The 18,697-nt window shown below is 46.2% G+C and carries 20 protein-coding genes; 11 read left to right on the top strand and 9 right to left on the bottom strand.

Going from position 1 to position 18,697, the window contains the following annotated elements; translation table 11 throughout:
* Positions 1 to 19 precede the first annotated feature (19 nt).
* The 4 genes from NHB34_RS02180 to NHB34_RS02165 all read right to left on the bottom strand — a co-directional run bounded on the left by NHB34_RS02180 (position 20) and on the right by NHB34_RS02165 (position 2,958).
* Positions 20 to 1,006: a beta-ketoacyl-ACP synthase III gene (locus NHB34_RS02180; protein ID WP_353427949.1), complete on the bottom strand. Its 987-nt coding sequence runs from the start codon at positions 1,004 to 1,006 to the stop codon at positions 20 to 22.
* Positions 1,003 to 2,016: a phosphate acyltransferase PlsX gene (gene plsX / locus NHB34_RS02175; RefSeq protein WP_353427948.1), complete on the bottom strand. Its 1,014-nt coding sequence runs from the start codon at positions 2,014 to 2,016 to the stop codon at positions 1,003 to 1,005. Before plsX ends, NHB34_RS02180 begins: the two co-directional genes overlap by 4 nt.
* 81 nt (positions 2,017 to 2,097) lie before the next feature.
* Entirely contained in the window at positions 2,098 to 2,277 is a 180-nt protein-coding gene (rpmF, locus tag NHB34_RS02170) for a 50S ribosomal protein L32 (RefSeq protein WP_011902241.1), read from the bottom strand.
* A gap of 105 nt (positions 2,278 to 2,382) precedes the next feature.
* Entirely contained in the window at positions 2,383 to 2,958 is a 576-nt protein-coding gene (locus NHB34_RS02165; RefSeq protein WP_353427946.1) for a DUF177 domain-containing protein, read from the bottom strand.
* Between the two features lie 126 nt (positions 2,959 to 3,084).
* On the opposite strand from NHB34_RS02165, the gene NHB34_RS02160 reads away from it, so the two are divergent.
* The gene (locus NHB34_RS02160) at positions 3,085 to 3,693 is read left to right on the top strand and encodes a Maf family nucleotide pyrophosphatase (RefSeq protein ID WP_353427945.1); all 609 of its coding nucleotides are present in this window, start codon (positions 3,085 to 3,087) and stop codon (positions 3,691 to 3,693) included.
* Positions 3,694 to 3,724: 31 nt separating this feature from the next.
* A complete protein-coding gene (locus NHB34_RS02155; RefSeq protein ID WP_353427944.1) occupies positions 3,725 to 4,495 on the top strand; it encodes an SAM-dependent methyltransferase in 771 nt (256 codons plus the stop codon).
* 40 nt (positions 4,496 to 4,535) lie between these two features.
* On the opposite strand, the gene sppA is transcribed toward NHB34_RS02155, so the two are convergent.
* The 3 genes from sppA to NHB34_RS02140 all read right to left on the bottom strand — a co-directional run bounded on the left by sppA (position 4,536) and on the right by NHB34_RS02140 (position 7,281).
* Entirely contained in the window at positions 4,536 to 5,483 is a 948-nt protein-coding gene (gene sppA, locus NHB34_RS02150; RefSeq protein WP_353427943.1) for a signal peptide peptidase SppA, read from the bottom strand.
* Between the two features lie 71 nt (positions 5,484 to 5,554).
* Complete coding sequence (locus tag NHB34_RS02145; protein ID WP_353427942.1) at positions 5,555 to 6,259, bottom strand: HAD-IA family hydrolase; 705 nt, start codon at positions 6,257 to 6,259, stop codon at positions 5,555 to 5,557.
* Positions 6,256 to 7,281 carry an RluA family pseudouridine synthase gene (locus NHB34_RS02140; protein WP_353427941.1) on the bottom strand — a complete coding sequence of 342 codons (1,026 nt, stop codon included), beginning with the start codon at positions 7,279 to 7,281 and terminating at the stop codon, positions 6,256 to 6,258. The genes NHB34_RS02145 and NHB34_RS02140 overlap by 4 nt, the downstream gene beginning before the upstream one ends.
* Before the next feature lie 462 nt (positions 7,282 to 7,743).
* On the opposite strand from NHB34_RS02140, the gene NHB34_RS02135 reads away from it, so the two are divergent.
* The 5 genes from NHB34_RS02135 (at position 7,744) to NHB34_RS02115 (ending at position 13,833) form a co-directional block, all read left to right on the top strand.
* Positions 7,744 to 10,368 carry an Rne/Rng family ribonuclease gene (locus NHB34_RS02135; RefSeq protein WP_353427940.1) on the top strand — a complete coding sequence of 875 codons (2,625 nt, stop codon included), beginning with the start codon at positions 7,744 to 7,746 and terminating at the stop codon, positions 10,366 to 10,368.
* A gap of 107 nt (positions 10,369 to 10,475) precedes the next feature.
* Entirely contained in the window at positions 10,476 to 11,612 is a 1,137-nt protein-coding gene (moaA, locus tag NHB34_RS02130; RefSeq protein ID WP_353427939.1) for a GTP 3',8-cyclase MoaA, read from the top strand.
* The gene (gene mobA, locus NHB34_RS02125; RefSeq protein WP_353427938.1) at positions 11,612 to 12,214 is read left to right on the top strand and encodes a molybdenum cofactor guanylyltransferase MobA; all 603 of its coding nucleotides are present in this window, start codon (positions 11,612 to 11,614) and stop codon (positions 12,212 to 12,214) included. The genes moaA and mobA overlap by 1 nt, the downstream gene beginning before the upstream one ends.
* Entirely contained in the window at positions 12,211 to 13,527 is a 1,317-nt protein-coding gene (glp, locus tag NHB34_RS02120) for a gephyrin-like molybdotransferase Glp (RefSeq protein ID WP_353427937.1), read from the top strand. Before mobA ends, glp begins: the two co-directional genes overlap by 4 nt.
* Before the next feature lie 12 nt (positions 13,528 to 13,539).
* Positions 13,540 to 13,833 carry a hypothetical protein gene (locus NHB34_RS02115; RefSeq protein ID WP_353427936.1) on the top strand — a complete coding sequence of 98 codons (294 nt, stop codon included), beginning with the start codon at positions 13,540 to 13,542 and terminating at the stop codon, positions 13,831 to 13,833.
* 85 nt (positions 13,834 to 13,918) lie between these two features.
* Here the strand turns inward: NHB34_RS02115 and NHB34_RS02110 are convergent, their stop codons facing one another.
* Positions 13,919 to 14,932, bottom strand: coding sequence for a D-glycerate dehydrogenase (locus NHB34_RS02110; protein WP_353427935.1), 1,014 nt, complete (start codon positions 14,930 to 14,932; stop codon positions 13,919 to 13,921).
* 95 nt (positions 14,933 to 15,027) lie between these two features.
* Here NHB34_RS02110 and fdxA point away from each other — a divergent pair, with 95 nt between their 5' ends.
* The 4 genes from fdxA to NHB34_RS02090 all read left to right on the top strand — a co-directional run bounded on the left by fdxA (position 15,028) and on the right by NHB34_RS02090 (position 17,815).
* The gene (gene fdxA, locus NHB34_RS02105; RefSeq protein ID WP_068322070.1) at positions 15,028 to 15,351 is read left to right on the top strand and encodes a ferredoxin FdxA; all 324 of its coding nucleotides are present in this window, start codon (positions 15,028 to 15,030) and stop codon (positions 15,349 to 15,351) included.
* A 47-nt stretch (positions 15,352 to 15,398) separates the two neighbouring features.
* Positions 15,399 to 16,442 carry an NAD(P)/FAD-dependent oxidoreductase gene (locus NHB34_RS02100; RefSeq protein WP_353427934.1) on the top strand — a complete coding sequence of 348 codons (1,044 nt, stop codon included), beginning with the start codon at positions 15,399 to 15,401 and terminating at the stop codon, positions 16,440 to 16,442.
* Between the two features lie 69 nt (positions 16,443 to 16,511).
* A complete protein-coding gene (locus tag NHB34_RS02095; RefSeq protein ID WP_353427933.1) occupies positions 16,512 to 17,306 on the top strand; it encodes a thymidylate synthase in 795 nt (264 codons plus the stop codon).
* Positions 17,307 to 17,326: 20 nt separating this feature from the next.
* The gene (locus tag NHB34_RS02090) at positions 17,327 to 17,815 is read left to right on the top strand and encodes a dihydrofolate reductase (protein ID WP_353427932.1); all 489 of its coding nucleotides are present in this window, start codon (positions 17,327 to 17,329) and stop codon (positions 17,813 to 17,815) included.
* 32 nt (positions 17,816 to 17,847) lie between these two features.
* Here the strand turns inward: NHB34_RS02090 and NHB34_RS02085 are convergent, their stop codons facing one another.
* Complete coding sequence (locus tag NHB34_RS02085) at positions 17,848 to 18,663, bottom strand: peptidyl-prolyl cis-trans isomerase (protein ID WP_353427931.1); 816 nt, start codon at positions 18,661 to 18,663, stop codon at positions 17,848 to 17,850.
* Positions 18,664 to 18,697: the final 34 nt, after the last annotated feature.

Here is an 18,697-nt window from a genome sequence, read left to right as displayed (position 1 = left end):
GAATTAGATATTCAAGGACTTAATATTTGAGAGCAACTGCACCCCAAGCAAAACCACCGCCAACACCTTCCAATAAAAGATGCTGTCCTCGTTTGATTTGACCAGAGCGCACACCAACATCTAAAGCCAATGGAATAGAGGCTGCTGAAGTATTGCCATGCTCATGAACTGTCACAATGACTTTATCCATGGACATTCCCATTTTTTTAGCAGTGCCTTCCATAATGCGAATGTTCGCCTGATGAGGAACTAACCAGTCGATTTGTTCTGGCTTTAGTTTTGCTTTTTCTAAAACTTCATGAGCAACTTGCTCTAATACTTTTACAGCTAGCTTGAAAACTGCTTGGCCGTCCATGGTCATAAATGGTGAACCATGCACTGCGCCATTACCAGAACGTCCCGGTACACACAAGATATCTCGTTGACTTCCATCTGCGTGTAATGCTGTGGAAAGAATGCCAGCTTCATTTGAAGCTTCAAGCACTACTGCGCCAGCACCATCTCCAAACAATACGCAAGTTCCACGATCTTGGAAATTCAGGATTCGAGAGAAAGTCTCAGCGCCAATCACCAACACTTTCCTATAAGAGCCGGCACGAATAAAAGCATCTGCTGTCGCCAGTGCATAAGTAAACCCTGCACATACAGCCTGCACATCAAACGCTGCACAAGCGGTGTGAGCGCCCAACTTATCTTGCACTACACAAGCCGTACTTGGAAAACCGCCCAAATGATCAGGGGTGGAGGTAGCCAAGATGATGAGATCTAAATCAGATGAAGTAATTCCAGCACTACTCAAAGCAGCCTGTGCCGCCTTTACAGCTAAATCACTGGTTAATTCATTTTCTGCAGCAAAGTGGCGCGCAGAAATTCCGCTACGAGTGGTAATCCACTCATCACTTGTCTCTAAACCGGATTTAGCAAGGCGCTCAACCAAATCTTGATTAGTTAGGCGTTGCTCTGGAAGATAGCTTCCTGTGCCAGCTACTCTTGCATAAATACTCATATCGTTGTCTCCGCAACAAAGGCTGCAGCAATGCGTTCAACCATGCGATTTTTAGCCGCCTCATAAGCACGATCTAATGCAAAGCCAAACGCAAAACGATCGGCTGAACCATGACTTTTAATCACACAACCACGCAAGCCTAACAATACCGCACCGTTATAGCGACGATGATCAACCCGTTTGCGAACGCGCAGCAAAGGCACCATTGCACAAATTGCCATCAATTTGGTTAATAAAGAACGATTAAATTCTTCACGAATCATGCCGCTCATCATTTTGGCTAGACCTTCGCTAGCCTTGAGTACGACATTACCAACAAAGCCATCACACACCACAATATCCGTGGTGCCTTTAAAAATATCATTGCCTTCTACATTACCGTAGAAATTCAAATTACTTTGGCGCAGTAATTCACTGGTTTGCTTAACCACTTCATTACCTTTAATCACTTCTTCACCAATATTTAGCAAGCCAATCGAAGGATTTTGTTTGCCATCCACCACTTGAACCATCACATTAGCCATCTGGGCAAACTGCAGCAAATGCATAGGCTCGCAGTCTGCGTTCGCGCCCAAATCCAACATGGTGGTACCGCGCCCCAACTCATTCGGAATTGCTGTCGCAATCGCAGGGCGATCAACGCCATCAAGTGTTTTAAGTATGTAGCGAGAAATCGCCATAAGTGCACCAGTATTGCCAGAAGAAATCACAGCATCTGCAACACCCTCTTTTACCTGCTCAATGGCCACACGCATGGAAGAGTCTTTTTTACGACGCAAAGCAACTTCAATGGGATCATCCATCAACACCACTTCACTAGCAGGAATAATTTGAATGCGCTCCGTCGGAGCCTTAGAAGACTTGCTTAAAACTTGCTGAATCAATTCCGGATCACCAACTAGGGCGATATTGACATCGGCGTGCTTTTCTAAAAAGTCGCATGCAGCGGGAACCGTCACGACAACTCCATGATCTCCGCCCATGGCATCAATAGCAAGAGTAATGCTCATAAACTCATTGATTGCTACAAGTGATTTATCTAAGAAAAAAGCGGCTGTAAGTGAGCCGCTTCGATCTATTTGGACTAAAAATTAGTCGTTTTTAGTTTTAACTACTTTACGACCACGGTAGTAGCCGTTAGGTGAGATGTGGTGGCGCAAATGTGCCTCACCAGTTGTGGCTTCAACAGCCGTGGCAGGTGCGGTCAAAAAGTCGTGCGCACGATGCATGCCACGTTTGGATGGTGATTTTTTATTTTGTTGAACGGCCATAATGAACTCCTAAGCAAGGCGTCATTCTAGCACGAAAAAGCGTCTAAATGCTTGATTTATCTGCAAACAGAGCTTGAAACAACACCCTATTTTTAAGCATTACTCTCAGTTTTTCTTCATATTTTTCAAGACGTTAAAGGGATTTTCGCGCTCAGCTAGGGCTTCATCGCCATCACCCTCCCCGAAAACCGGTGCATGAGGCTCACAAAATCCCTCGGGATGCTTAGGAATCAAGGGGATAGAAAGCAAAATCTCATCTTCAATAGTCTCTAGGAGATTAAATTGCTGGCTAGCCACTAAGGGCTCCTGTTCCTCATCTTCAAGCGGATAGTCATCCGCCTGGGATTCTGTCGCCAAGAAAATAAAGCGGCGTTTTTCGTCTAGATCGACCGCACAGCCCTGTAAACAGCGCTGGCAAGTCAAATGCAGCCTGCCTTTTATAGCTAACTCCATAATTTGATGGGGCTCACTACCAGGAAAATGCTCAAAGTGAGTTTGAATATCCCAATTAAAGCCATCCCCAGTTTGAACAGTGGATACCTCTTCTGCCACCCTTGGTAAGTCTGAAATGCTTAAAAAACCAGCACCTCTGTAGGACTGAGGGGCACAAAAATCAACCCGCCGCAAAGCATTTGGCTCTGCAGACAATTGAACTTGAGGTAAAACGTGATTTCGATCCATGGCGTCAGTCTAAATCAAGAGAGTTAAAAGCTGCGTGCAAGTTCCCCCGCAGATTTCTTCTTTTCTTGATTTCTTCTTTTCTTTATCGCTTTCCTTTCTGCCGCAGTCCGTTGAAAATACGCAGCAATGAGTCAAACCACCAACACTTCCAAAAACCCATCACTGATTTTGGCGTCCACTTCGGCATATCGTCGTGAGCTACTAACTCGTCTTCGCATTCCCTTTGAAGTAATTTCTCCAAAAGTTGATGAAACCGCGCTAACTGGTGAAAGCACACTGGAGTTAGCAAAGCGTCTTGCACATGCAAAAGCAGAGGCTGTTGCCAAACAACATCCAGAAGCTTGGGTAATCGGTTCTGACCAAGTTGCCGATCTTTGCGGTGCAGCGATTGGCAAACCAGGCAACTTTGAGAGAGCCATGGCGCAATTGCAATTAATGCGCGGGCAAGTAGTGACGTTTCACACTGCTTTATGTTTAATGAAAGGTGATACGCAAACGACGCTAAGCGTTCCCACTGAAGTGTGTTTTCGCAAACTACCAGATGCAGTTTTAGAAAACTACCTACTCGCGGAAGAGCCTTATGACTGCGCAGGCAGCGCCAAGTCTGAAGGTTTAGGCATCAGCTTACTGGAGTACATCAAAAGCGATGATCCTACCGCCCTCATCGGCCTTCCTCTCATTGCGCTAACAGGCTTATTGCGTGATGCAGGTTTTGCAATACCGCCCAAGAAGTAAGTCGCATAGCAAGCAATCCAACAAATTATTCATGGCAAAACTTGGCACACTTTTCTTGGTTCCCAACACTTTAGGTAATGAGGGTCGCATCGAACAATTGCCTTGGGTTTTGCCTGCCGAAACAATTGCCTGTGCATCCAAACTCAAACACTGGATCGTCGAAGATGCAAAGACCGCGCGCGCGCTTTTAAAAGCAATAGATAGCGCTTCGCCGCTTGCTTGCACCATTCAAGAAATGCATATGAGTGAGTGGCGTGGTGCCGCGCGCAATGCAAAGTATGGCGACTCAATCAAGCCTGCTGATTTATTAAAACCACTGCTAGCTGGCAACGATATGGGCTTGATGTCAGAAGCTGGCGTTCCTGGTGTAGCTGATCCAGGCGCAGAGCTCGTGCTTGCTGCCCATAAACTGGGTGCCCAAGTCAAACCGCTTGTAGGTCCTAGCTCAATCTTGCTTGGCTTAATGGCAAGCGGCTTGAATGGTCAACGATTTGCATTCCAAGGGTACCTGCCTCATGACGTGCATGAACGCACAAGCAAGCTGAAACAACTAGAAACAGAATCCCGCAAACTACAGCAGACTCAAATTTGGATTGAAACTCCTTATCGCAATACTGCAATGCTCATGGCTTGCATCAACTCACTGTCGCCACAAACACAGCTTTGTCTTGGAGTGGATTTGAGTTTGCCCTCAGAAATGATTGCCACTTTATCGATTGCTGAGTGGCGTAAACGCTATCCGAATGAGGCTGCCTGTGCATCATTACAAAATAGGCCAACGGTATTTCTACTATTGGCCTAGATTTAATTACTGAAATTCTCTAGCTATTTAACTCAGTTGCTTACTTAAGATCGGGTGTCTTCACTAGAGCTTTACCTGCAGCGGCACCTGCTTCAGCACCAAAGCGTTTTGCAACACGCTCCGCAAAATTCTCTTTCATGGTGTAGTCAAGTACATCAGGGGCCTTGAAAATATCACGTGCAACCGAATCGACTGTGCCATAGCCATCAACCAAACCAAGCTTAACAGCTTGCTCGCCATTCCAAATGCGCCCAGAAAATAATTCAGGAGCATCTTTTAAACGCGAGCCTCTACCCTCTTTCACTACCTGAATAAATTGTTGATGAATCTCATCGATCATTGTCTTCACCATCTCAACCTGTTTCGGCTCTTCTTTGCTAAATGGATCGAGCATGCCTTTATTTGAGCCTGCAGTAATCATGCGACGAGTTACGCCCAACTTATCCATAAGCCCAGTGAACCCAAAGCCTTCCATAATTACACCGATCGACCCAACTAGGCTTGCCTTGTCTACCAATATTTGATCAGCCGCTACTGCGACATAGTAGCCACCAGAGGCACAAATATCCTCAACAACTACATAAAAAGGTTTGTTTGGATAGAGCTTGCGCAAGCGATGAATCTCATCATTAATCATCCCCGCTTGTACAGGAGAACCACCTGGACTATTGATACGTAGAACTACACCAGCACTATGGACATTTTCAAAGGCGGATACCAATGAAGAATTGATATCCATTGCGTTAGCCATGGTGCTTGAAGAAATTTCTCCTTCTAAGGTTACTAAGGCAGTATGTCTATCAACACTCATGCCGCGACCAGGCAAATGAAAATCAAATACCGCAAAGAGTACTGCAACGATTACCAAGAGTGTTAGCACTCGTAATATCGCCTTCCAGCGACGAGCCTTACGAGTCTCTTTAAGATTTTCTAAAAGTAAGTGCTCAAGCGCTTGGCGCTCCCAATTTGGATTTGAATTATTTTCCATCTTGCTTCCCTCGAATTTCCATCATTATGCTTTTTGCTGCATTAATCTGTCTTATTGATCTTCTTGCTTACTTAGTTCGTAAGCCAAACATTATCTTTTAGCCACTGCGATAACTGAGCAACATCATCGACATGTGCCAATGATGGCGATGCCTTGAGGGTATCTGGTGGATGCGCACCATAGGTCACCGCAATTGCATCAACCCCAGCATTGGCTGCCATATCCAAATCATGAGTGGTATCGCCAATCATGAGCATGCGCCGTGTTGGCACTTGGGTCACGTCCGATAACTCAAGCAACATTGCTGGGTGGGGCTTAGAAAACGATTCGTCAGCGGTTCTCGTCTCATGAAAGAGGTGTCCAATTTGATGATGATTTAACGATCGATTCAGTCCCACTCGTGACTTACCTGTAGCGACACCCAATAAAAACTGATCTGCTTTTAACTCCTCTAAGAGCTCACGAATACCAACGAATAAATCCAATTCATGGTCTTTCGCCAAATAGTGATAACGAAAACGATCTGTTAATTGCTGAAAATGTCGGGGCTCAATCCATGGAACCGCCCTGCGTAAAGAATCTTGAATTCCTAAACCGATCACAGAGCTTGCCAAAGTATCATCAGGCTCTTTAAATCCTAAGTCGCGGCATGCTTGCTGAATGCAATGCACGATGGTTGGTGTGGAATCCATGATGGTTCCGTCCCAATCCCAAACAATCAGGTCATAACGACGATCGGCTTTTTCAGATTTCTCGATTTTTTCTGTTGACGTCATTCTTGAATACTATTTACTTGCTCAAAGGTTTTCATCATGGCGGTAAATTCTGCTGGAATAGGTGATTCAATGCGCATCTTCTCACCAGTCCGTGGATGCGTAAAACCAGCAAGATGCGCATGCAAATACAGACGCTTAGACTTGATCTGCTTATCTCGATCTTCAAAGCCGTATTTATCGTCACCCAAAATAGCGTGTCCTAATTTTTGAAGATGCACTCGAATTTGATGTGTGCGGCCTGTTTTTAATTGGGCCTCTGCCAAAGTTATCGCAGCATCATCTCGCTGCATCACTTTAGTCACTCGTAAAGCGGTATGACTTGGCAAGCCCTCAGGATCAACGCGCACTCGGCGCTCACCATTGGCCAACAAGTATTTATGCAGTGGATATTTAAGTTGCATCACCTGCGCACCCTGTTTAATTTCACCATGGGCAAGCAAGTAATAGCGCTTATCTGTTTGGTTTTCACGTATCTGACGATGCAACTCCACTAAAGCGCTACGTTTTTTAGCTAGCAATAGCACTCCAGAAGTGTCTCTATCTAGACGATGCACCAATTCCAAAAATTTCAGTTCTGGGCGAGCGATCCGCAGAGTCTCAATGACCCCCAAAGCAATTCCAGACCCACCATGGACTGCGAGCCCTGATGGCTTGTCCACAATTAAAAGCGCCTCATCCTCAAACAAAACTGGCATTTTGTCTAAATAAGCATGGGCACGTGACTTGGTTTGCGCAGCATTAACGCTAGCCATTTGCGCTGGCTCAGCAATTCTGACAGGGGGCACTCGGACCACATCACCCTCAACCAGACGAGTGGTTGGTTCTGCGCGCTTCTTATTTACCCGCACCTCGCCCGAGCGAATAATCCGGTAAACGTGACTTTTGGGGACTCCTTTTGCCCAACGCAGCAAATAGTTATCTAGACGTTGTCCAGCCTCTTCTGGGCCAATAGTCTGTAAATGGACTGCGGCTGGAGATCGAGCTTGGGCTGCGCTAGGCTTGGAAACTGGGTTGGATTTCATGGTTTATTTCTCTGGCCACCCCAAAAAAGGCGCCAAGGGACTCAACAATACCCCATTCTGATTCAACTTGTGCCGTATAATCAACGCTCTAGCCGATTTTTGACTAGATCCCTACCGAACTTCGGTATGAATATTGGAGCTTGGAGTCGCCCTTAAATAGACTCCCGGGGTTGCCCCTCCCCTGTTGAATGAGGCGCAGGGTTGGTGTGCCGTATGCCGCGACCCGCGATTAGAAGACAGTTTTCAGGCGCGCGCCTGCATTGATGACCTAAAGGAGGTCTCTGCGGCGATCGTCAAGTGTGGCACCGATTTAACCAACCGTTAACTGGGTGAACTGGGCAAAAAAGTGCCTAGATTTGCATGTTCCACACTCATACACCGCTATAGGCCTAGCCCAAAGCGGCATTTAATCTGTCACCTAACGCAGCGCGCTTACTTCCACCTCCCCAACAGGAGAGTGTTATGAAACGCATGTTATTTAATGCAACTCAACAAGAAGAGTTGCGCGTTGCCATCGTCGATGGCCAAAAACTAATCGATATCGATATCGAAGCTGCCGGTCGCGAACAGCGCAAAGGCAATATTTACAAAGGTGTCATTACCCGCATTGAGCCCTCCCTTGAGGCCTGCTTTGTCAATTATGGTGAAGAGCGTCATGGCTTCTTGCCATTTAAAGAAGTTGCCAGAGCCTATTTCAAGGAAGGTATTGATGTTCGCAACGCTTCTATTAAGGATGCCCTGCGTGAAGGTCAAGAAATCATTGTTCAGGTAGAAAAAGAAGAGCGCGGCCAAAAAGGTGCCGCATTGACCTCCTTTATCTCCCTTGCTGGACGTTACTTAGTATTGATGCCAAACAATCCACGTGGAGGCGGCGTTTCTCGTCGCATTGAAGGTGAAGACCGTCAAGAACTCCGTGAGGCGATGGCTCAATTGGAAGTGCCTGAAGGGATGAGCATCATCGCCCGAACAGCAGGCATTGGACGTGACGCCACTGAATTGCAGTGGGACTTAAGCTACCTCCTCCAACTATGGAAAGCAATTGATGAGGCTGCTAAAGGCAATTCCGCCCCGCTACTCATTTACCTTGAATCTAGCTTAGTCATTCGCGCAATCCGTGATTACTTCCAGCCAGATATCGGCGAGATTTTGATCGATACCGATGATATCTATGAGCAAGCCGCTGCTTTCATGTCAGTCGTGATGCCGGATAACTTGCCAAGAGTAAAACGTTATCACGATGATGTGCCGCTCTTTTCTCGCTTCCAAATCGAGCATCAGATCGAAACTGCGTACTCACGTACTGTTCCATTGCCATCTGGTGGCGCAATTGTGATCGACCATACAGAGGCACTGGTTTCTGTAGACGTCAACTCCGCTCGTGCAACCCGTGGTTCTGATATTGAAGAGACTGCTACTCGTACCAATTTAGAAGCCGCCGATGAAATCGCACGTCAAGCACGTCTGCGTGACTTGGGTGGTTTGATTGTGATTGACTTCATTGACATGGAATCAAGCAAGGCGCAGAAAGATGTGGAGAATCGCTTACGCGATGCCCTGCGTCATGATCGCGCCCGCGTACAAATGGGCAAGATCTCGAAGTTTGGTTTGATGGAAATGTCACGCCAACGTTTACGTCCTGCACTCTCTGAAGGTAGCCACGTAACCTGCCCACGTTGTAATGGCACTGGTCATATTCGTGATGCTGAATCTTCTGCATTGCAAGTACTGCGCATCATTCAAGAAGAGGCTATGAAAGAAAACACTGCGGCGATTCATACGCAGGTGCCAGTTGAAGTGGCTGCATTCCTCTTGAATGAGAAACGTGCTGAAGTGATCAAGATCGAAACCCGCTTCAAAGTGAATGTTCTTTTAGTTCCAAACAAACATTTGGAAACACCACATTACAAACTTGAGCGCTTACGCCATGATGATCCTCGCTTAGATGATCAAAAAGCCAGCTATGTGATGGCCGAAGAAGCTGCGCGTGAATTAGAGACCGACACGACTGTAAGTCGCAAGGATGCGGATATCAAAGTGCGTCCAGAGGCTGCTGTTAAGGGCATCACCCCAACACAACCGGCACCAATTGGTCAGCCACGCCCTGCGCGCGCAGAAAAGACTACTTCTGAGAGCTCTGGTGGTTTCTTTGGTTTTATTAAAAAACTCTTCTCGTCTTCACCTGCAGCAGAAGATAAACCAGCAACAAGTGGTAATCGTGGGCGCAATCAGGGTCGCAATAGCAACAACCGTGACCGCAACCGTGGACGCAATCGCCGTGGTGAGCGCCCTGCTGCTAACGCTGCAGATGGTGCAAATACTGAAGGCTCCAATAATCGTAACGGTAACAATCGCAACGGTAATCGTAACCAAGGCAATCAAAACAGTCCAAAGCCTGAGCACAATGCAAACCGTAATCAAGCCAACCAGGCTAACGCTGCAGCAGTAACACCTGCAACAGAGGCTGCACTTGGCAATGAAGTTGCTACTGGTGCTGATGGTGAAGAGCGTCGTGGTCGTGGACGCAATCGTCGTGGTCGTGGACGCAATCGTAATGATCGCGGTGACCGTGGCGAGCGTTCTGAAAATGGTAGCGCATCTCCAGAAGCATCCACTGCATCTGCTAGCCCATTTAGAGGACCTCCCGTAGGAATGGCCGGTGCGTCTGCAAGCATGCCCATTCAGAACATTGTGAACAGCTTTAGCAATACCAAGCCTGCAGGTCAGAGGCAAGGACGCTCTGAGCGCTCCTCACGTCCACCACGTGAATCTCGCTCCGAGCAAAATGCTCCGTCATCTGCTCAAACAGTAGCTGTCGCCACAACTTCTATTGAAGTGATCACTAAGCCTGTGCCAGAGCTTCCAAAAGTGGCTTTCCAAGCACTTGAAGAAACTCCGCTTCATAGCGTAGTGCAATCTGCTGGTATGGTTTGGGTTGCTACTGATGCATCTAAACATGCAGAAGTACAAACACAAATTCAGACGGAAACCGTTGCTCATCATTTAGGGCGTACACCTAAACCAGCTGCAACACTTCCAGAAGGTCCGATGGTCTTAGTGGAAACTGGCGGTCAAGAAAAAACCGTTTAAGAGATCTAAAGCGGTCAATGCCCTAACTTTTCTCTAATCCGCCCGATATCCCAAAAGGAAATTGGGCGGTTTGGCAGAAAGCGGGTTTCAACGCCATAATTGGGGATATGGTCGAAAAAGCAATTCCCAACCCATCCAAAGTTATTCCTATTCGTATTGATGAAGGCAAAGGTCTTTTGCCAAGCATCGGCACAGAATTGCGCGCCCCTCATGGTCAAACCAAAGACACCCGAGGTCGACCTTTACGCGATCTCCGCATCTCGGTAACTGATCGTTGTAATTTCCGCTGCACCTACTGCATGCCTAAGGAAGTATTTGATCAAAACTATCCTTACCTGGCTCACAAAGAATTATTAAGCTTCGAAGAAATTACGCGCCTCACAACTATTTTCTCTGACTTAGGTGTTGAAAAAATTCGTTTGACTGGTGGCGAACCTCTGCTGCGCAAAAATTTAGAAGTGCTTATTGAAATGCTAGCAACCATTCGGACTCCAGCAGGCAATCCATTAGATTTAACCTTAACAACCAATGGCAGTATTTTGCGAAAGAAGGCTGCAGCACTTAAAGCAGCGGGCTTACAAAGACTCACTGTAAGTCTTGATGGCTTGGATGATGCCGTCTTCAGACAAATGAATGATGTGGATTTTCCTGTTGCCGATGTTTTAGATGGTATTGCCGCAGCACAAGAAGCAGGATTTAAAAACATCAAAGTTAATATGGTTGTGAAGAAAGGTACGAACGATCACGAGATCGTTGCAATGGCCAAGCACTTCAAAGGCAGCGGCATCATTTTGCGCTTTATTGAATTCATGGATGTGGGCAGCTCGAATGGCTGGGACATGACAGCAGTACTTCCCTCGAAAGAAGTCATTGCTCGAATCAATCAAGTATTTCCATTGGTATCAGCTGAGCCAAACTATACAGGTGAAGTAGCGCAACGCTGGCGATATCAAGATGACTCAGGCGAAATTGGGGTGATATCCAGCGTCACTCAAACCTTTTGTCATGAATGCACTCGCGCCAGAATTTCTACAGATGGTCAAATGTATTTGTGCTTATTTGCAAATTCAGGATTTGATTTCAAAACACTACTGCGCTCTGGCAAAAGTGATTTAGAAATTGCCAATGCCATCATGAACACTTGGTCTACCCGCGATGATCACTATTCAGAAATTCGCGGCTCACACACTGCCGATCAATCAACAGGTGGTCGCAAAGTTGAAATGTCTTACATAGGTGGCTAATGATTTCGGCTGAACAAATTACAGGCTTGATACTAGCTGGTGGTCGAGCACAACGCATGGGCGGTATTGATAAAGGACTCATTCCTTTTCATCGAAAACCTTTAATTGAGACGACTATCCAGCGACTCAAAGCGCAGGTTGGGCCCATCCTGATTAATGCCAATCGCAATATCACTAAGTACGCCGTTTATGGTTACCCGGTGATCATGGACGAGACTCCTGACTTCTCAGGCCCACTCGCGGGCTTCTTGATGGGACTCAAAAACTGCAAGACCCCATACTTACTGACGACACCATGCGACTCCCCTTTATTTCCCGAGGATTTAGCTACCAAACTCGCTAGCGAGCTAGAGCAAGCAAATTTAGATTTAGTCTACACATCTAGCAAAGAGGCTGATGGCAAGGTTTGGGCGCAACCCGTTTTTTGTTTAATGCGTGCCAACTTACAAGACTCTTTAATTTCTTTTTTAGATAAAGGTGATCTCAAAATTGATCGCTGGTTCAAAGAACTAAAAAGTGGAACAGTCATCTTCGATAACGCCCAAGCTTTTGCAAATGCCAATACCCCAGAAGAATTGCAGTCTCTTGAGGCTTCATCATGAGTCAATCTCCTAATGATCCAATATTACTCACCTCATCACTTCATGTAGATGAAGCGCGTAAGGCGATAGCCGACCTAGTGAATACGCTTTTGCAAGAAGATCAAGCTATCAATCGTCCCGATGCCATTGACACCGTTCCCCTTGATCAAGCTATTAATCGCATTCTTGCGCAAGACTTGCTCTCACCGATCGACGTGCCAGCTACAGATAACTCCGCCATGGATGGCTTTGCTTTTAATGGCAAATGCCTAGACGATAGTCAAGCAGAAATCAGCCTACGCGTTGTGGGTACAGCCCTAGCTGGCCAACCCCACACAGGAAAAATTGCCAGTGGTGAATGCCTCAAGATCATGACTGGCGCCGTGATGCCAAGTGATTGCGATACGGTCATCCCTCAGGAATTTACGACTAAGCTTGACGCAGAGCATATTAGCTTCAATGCCAAGCAACTAAAAGCTGGCGAGAATCGCCGCCTGCGTGGCGAAGATTTACAAAAAGGGAGAGCGGCCATTGCAGCTGGAAGATTATTGCGACCATCGGATTTGGGTTTGGCTGCTTCACTCGGAATAAGCAGCTTGCAAGTCAAGCGCAAACTGAAAGTGGCGATTCTGTCTTCGGGCAACGAACTTCGTTCTTTGGGTCAAACTTTGGATGCTGGAAGTATTTATGACAGCAATCGCTATAGCTTGACTGGTCTACTCAATCGCCTCAACCTTGAGATTATTGATTGCGGTATTGTGCGTGACGACCCCGTCTCACTTAAGAACGCCTTTATTGATGCAGCCTCAAAAGCTGATGTGCTCATCTCTTCGGGCGGAGTGTCCGTTGGCGAAGCGGATTTCACAAAACAAATCATGCAAGAACTCGGGGATGTTGGCTTCTGGAAAATTGCGATGCGCCCAGGTCGTCCAATGGCATTTGGAACACTTAGAGCAGTCCCTAGCAAGACCGCCGAGAGCAGAACCTTATTCTTCGGCCTGCCAGGCAACCCTGTGGCGGTCATGGTGACCTTTTATCAATTTGTTCGTAGCGCTTTATTGCAACTCAATGGCGCCAGCCAAACAGAGGTTCCAGTTCTACAAGCTATCTCAGAAACCCCAATTCGGAAAAAACCAGGTCGCACAGAATTCCAGCGCGCCATTCTTGGTCGCAACTCAGCTGGCAAGCCCAGCGTAAGGCTCACGGGTAGCCAAGGTGCAGGCATTTTGCGATCCATGAGCGAGGCAAACTGCTTTGTCATCTTGGGTCATGATCAAGAAAATATTGCCGCTGGTGAGTGGGTAGATATAGCACTTTTTGATGGACTGATTTAAGATTGCACCATCATGAAACTCACCAAAAAAGAACTCGCCTTCCTCGATCCAACCCATACGGCCAAAACACTTGTTTTGGTTTATTTATGCTTCTCGGTGCCAATCGTTTTGCTGGCTTTATTTGTTGCCTTTATTCGTGATGGCGCCATTCCTGGTTTTACGGTTCTGTCTGCCTTGATTCTCAATGCTTTACTAGGCTTTGGTTTACTGTGGATAGCCTGCAAGGTCTATAACTGGGTTGCAGGAAAATTTGGCGGTATTGAACTTGCACTGCGCGAGCTCCCAGAAGAAATTGAAGCTGAATAATTTTTAGCCTCACTAGATTTAATAAAAATGCCGAGCTATCTCGGCATTTTTATTTTGTGGATTACCAGAACTACTCGCGATTGAACTAGCCTTTAAAAACTTCCGTATTAATCAAGCTTGGTGGTTTTTTTCCAGATAGTGCCGCTATGACATTCTCAATTGCTAAATCCACCATGGCTCTGCGGGTCTTCTCTGTTGCGCTAGCGATATGCGGCGCTAGCACGACATTACTTAGCTTCAATAATTCTGGATGAACTTTAGGCTCACCCTCAAAAACATCTAAGCCAGCAGCAAAAATCTTTTTCTCTTTCAATGCTTGAGCTAATGCCAAGTCATCCACAATGCCACCGCGAGCAATATTAATCAGGGTTGCCGTGGGTTTCATAAGCGCAATTTCTTTGGCGCCTATGGTGTGATGACTCTCTGGTGTGTATGGCAAAACCAAGACAACGTGATCAGCCGTGCGCAATAACTCTTCTTTAGAAACATACTTTGCACCATAGGTTTTTTCATCAGCTTCAGATAAACGGCTGCGATTGTGATAAATCACATTCATCCCAAATCCCAGCGCGCGTTTTGCAATACCTTGACCAATGCGCCCCATCCCAATAATGCCAACCGTACTGTGATGCAAGTCCATACCAAGTGGGTTATTCACAATCGACCATTTATCCCAATGACCGGCTCTTACCCAATGCTCTGACTCGGTAATTCTTCTAGCGGTTGCCATCAATAAAGCAAAACCAAAATCAGCTGTAGTGTCAGTCAGGACATCTGGAGTGTTGGTCGCCATGATTCCTGCAGCAGTAATTGCAGTTACGTCAAAGTTGTTATAGCCCACTGAGATATTGGCTACGACTTTTAAATCCTTGGCATTTGCCAGTGCTGCTGCGTCAATACGCTCACTGCCAGCAACTAAAGCCCCTACTACTCCTGAGAGTTCCTTTTGTAACTGCTCGGGCGTAAAAATCACATCTTCTTGATTGGAGCGAACTTCAAAGGCCTCCTCTAATTTGGCTAAAGCCTCCGGGAAAATAGCCCTAGCGACGAGGATTTTGGGTTTTGCACTGCTATTTTGGGTATTGGTCGTTGTATTCATAGAGGAACTTTACCTCAATTAGATGGGGCTATTTCGGCTAAAATTGGGGTTTTACAACTCAGAAACCGCCTCTTTGGGGTCTATTAACCAAGATCATGACTTACGTTGTTACCGAATCCTGCATCCGCTGCAAATACACCGACTGTGTTGATGTATGCCCTGTTGACTGCTTCCGCGAAGGCCCTAATTTTCTAGTCATCGATCCAGACGAGTGCATCGATTGCGCAGTGTGTGTTCCTGAGTGCCCAGTAAATGCGATTTATGCGGAAGATGATGTGCCGGGTGATCAACAAGCTTTCATTAAGCTCAATGCAGAATTATCACCATCATGGACTTCAATCACCAAATCTAAAGCAGCGCTGCCGGATGCTGAAGAGTGGAAAGACGTTAAAAATAAACTCGATCAGTTGGTGAAGTAAATCATCAGTGCGGTAATTTATTGCACTAATTCAATCAGAGAATTCTTTTGCACTCCCCCACAGAAGCTGATGCAGTCATTATTGGCGCCGGCCCTGTGGGACTCTTTCAAGTTTTTGAACTTGGCCTCCTAGAAATTAAAGCCCACGTCATTGATGCTTTGCCGGAAATTGGTGGTCAATGCATTGAGCTTTATCCAGATAAACCGATTTACGATATTCCTGCGTTGCCTGTATGCACTGGTCGGGAACTGGTTCGTAATCTACTAAAACAAATTGAACCATTTAAACCCCAATTCTATTTAGGGCAAGAGGTGGCTAGCCTTGAACAACAAAGAGATGGACGATTTCTATTAATCACTTCAGAAAATAAATCCTTTCTCTCCAAAACGGTGTTTATTGCGGCTGGTGTTGGCGCCTTTCAGCCAAGACTACTGAATCTTGAGGGTATTGAACCTCTAGTTGGTCAACAAGTTTTCTATCATGTTAAACAGCCTGAGCAATTCATAGGTAAGCGCATCGTTATTTGTGGTGGCGGGGATGCTGCGCTAGATTGGGCCTTGTATTTTGCTAATACTGCAGCAAGCGTCACCCTTATTCATCGTCGCAATGAATTTAAGGCAGCGCCCCAGTCAATCGCAAAAATGCGCGAACTCTGTGATCGGGGAAAGATTCAATTGCTGATTGGGCAAATTACCGAACTTCAAATTCAGAGTGGAATGTTGACTAGTATTGCCGTTGAAGATATTGATGGCGCTACCCAATCATTGGCTTTAGATGATCTCCTGATCTTCTTTGGACTCTCTCCAAAATTAGGTCCAATCGCCGACTGGGGTTTAGATATAGACCGCAGGCAGATTGCTGTTGATACTGAAAAATTTCAGACTAGCATTCTGGGTATTTATGCAGTAGGTGATATCAATATCTACCCCGGAAAGAAAAAACTCATTTTGTCAGGCTTTCATGAGGCTGCCTTAGCTGCCTTTGCCGCAGCCGCCTATTTAAACCCAGAAAAGCCGATTCAACTGCAATACACCACCACCTCTACCAAGCTACATAAAGCCCTTGGGGTAGAGTCGCCCACATTCGAGTAAGCTATCCCTATTCGTAAATAATTAATCGTATTTAGCACCTTAATTAGCACTTAATTTAACCACTACCCTATGCGCCAATATCACGATCTCATGAAAGAAGTCCTTGCTAAGGGCGTCAAAAAGTCCGATAGGACCGGCACAGGCACGATCTCTGTATTTGGGCATCAGATGCGTTTTAATTTGGCGGATGGCTTCCCAATGGTGACAACCAAGAAGTTGCACCTCAAGTCCATCATTTATGAATTGCTCTGGTTCCTCAAAGGTAGCACGGACAATAATTGGCTCAAAGAGCGTGGTGTCTCTATCTGGAATGAATGGGCTGCACCAGATGGCGATCTTGGTCCTATCTATGGTTATCAGTGGCGCTCATGGCCAGCGCCAAATGGTCAGCATATCGATCAGATCTCTGAAGTTGTTGAGACCATCAAAAAGAATCCTGACTCACGTCGCATTATTGTCTCTGCGTGGAACGTAGCCGATATTCCACGTATGGCATTAGCGCCATGCCATGCTTTCTTTCAGTTCTATGTTGCCAATGGCAAGCTTTCTTGCCAACTCTATCAGCGCAGTGCGGATATTTTCTTAGGTGTGCCATTTAACATTGCTAGTTATGCTCTATTGACCCATATGATGGCGCAACAATGCAATTTAGAAGTAGGTGACTTTATTTGGACCGGCGGAGATTGTCACTTGTATAGCAATCATTTGGAGCAAGTTAATTTGCAACTATCCAGAGATTTTTTCCCGTTACCAAAACTCAATATCCTGCGCAAACCGAACTCCATTTTTGAATATGAGTTTGAGGATTTTGAGATCGTTGGCTATGAATCTCACCCCCATATCAAAGCTCCTGTAGCTGTCTAAGCCTCTTTTTTATCCCTCTTATGACTCAACCTGCCATCTCCATGATTGTTGCTCGTTCACGTAACCACGTGATTGGCCGAGACAATCAGATGCCCTGGAAAATTTCAGCCGACCTCCAGTTTTTTAAACGTGTCACCATGGGTCACCCTGTCATCATGGGAAGAAAAACTTGGGAGTCTATTGGTCGTCCATTGCCAGGGCGTCGCAATATTGTCATCAGCCGTAATGCTGACTATGCGCCTGCAGGCGCAGAGCTTGCGGGCTCGCTAGACGAGGCACTCACTAGGCTTGCTGAGTTTCCTAGGGTGTTTGTGATTGGTGGAGAACAGTTATTCAAACAAGGATTCGATAGAGCTGACCGTTTATATGTAACGGAAATTGATATTGATGTAGAAGGCGGCGACACCTTCTTTGAAATCCCCAACACATCCGACTGGAAAGAGGTAGAGCGCGTACCGGGATCCGAAAACGATATTCACTTCGCCTTTCTCACGCTAGAGCGCAAGTAAGCAGAAAATCGAAAGGCCCCGAAGGGCCTTTTTTACTGCACTACGATCTTAGAATCTTTGGCGATCTGGGAGAGAAACTCAAATTGCTTTTTCTGCATCAAACCTGCTCGGACGGCTTTTTCTGCCTGCTCAAAGCTAGGCGGTTTGCTTGAGCGTTTATCCTCCAGCTTAATTAAATACCAGCCTTGCTGCATCTGAATCGGAGCAGATACTTGACCTTTGCTGAGATTGACAATGGCGACAGAGAGTGGCTGAGGGAGTTGGCCAGGCTGAACCCAGCCAGCCGCCCCACCCTGAGCCTTATTCGGAGCTAAGGAAGCACTGCGAGCAACCTTATCAAATGACTCACCCTTTTTAATTCGACTCATTGCGGCTTGAGCATCTGCCTCGGTTGCCACAGCAATATCGCTAATCTTGTATTCCACAATCATGCCCTGTGGACCCAAAGATGCCACTTGCTTGTTGTACTCGGCACGAACATCAGCATCGGTAACAGGATTCTTCTCCATAAAAGTAGCTAACTCCAAATCAGCTAAATAGTTTTGGCGAATCATAGCAAGCTGTGTATTGGCTTTTTCCGAATTCGCCAAACCATCTTTTTCAGCTTGTTGCGAAAGTAATAGCACCTCTATGTATTTTTCAATCACCGCTTTACGTAACTCAGGGGAATCCTTTTGGCCCTGGGATAAAGCAACTCTAATTCCTTGCTCAACCATATCATTGGTAATGATGACGCCATTCACTGATGCAGCGGCATTTATTGGCAAGCCACTTTGTTGTGCATAAATCGAGCCTGTTGCACTAACAAGCGCAGTGAGTAATAGGCTTTTGAATACTAGTTTTCTCATGAGAACCTCTTATCTATAGAGACTCAATGGTAAC

The sequence above is a fragment of the Polynucleobacter sp. MWH-UH19D genome (assembly GCF_040409795.1).
Taxonomy (GTDB): domain Bacteria; phylum Pseudomonadota; class Gammaproteobacteria; order Burkholderiales; family Burkholderiaceae; genus Polynucleobacter.
The sequence above is the reverse complement of the archived record's forward strand: the minus strand, read 5'-3'. Positions and strand labels throughout refer to the sequence as shown.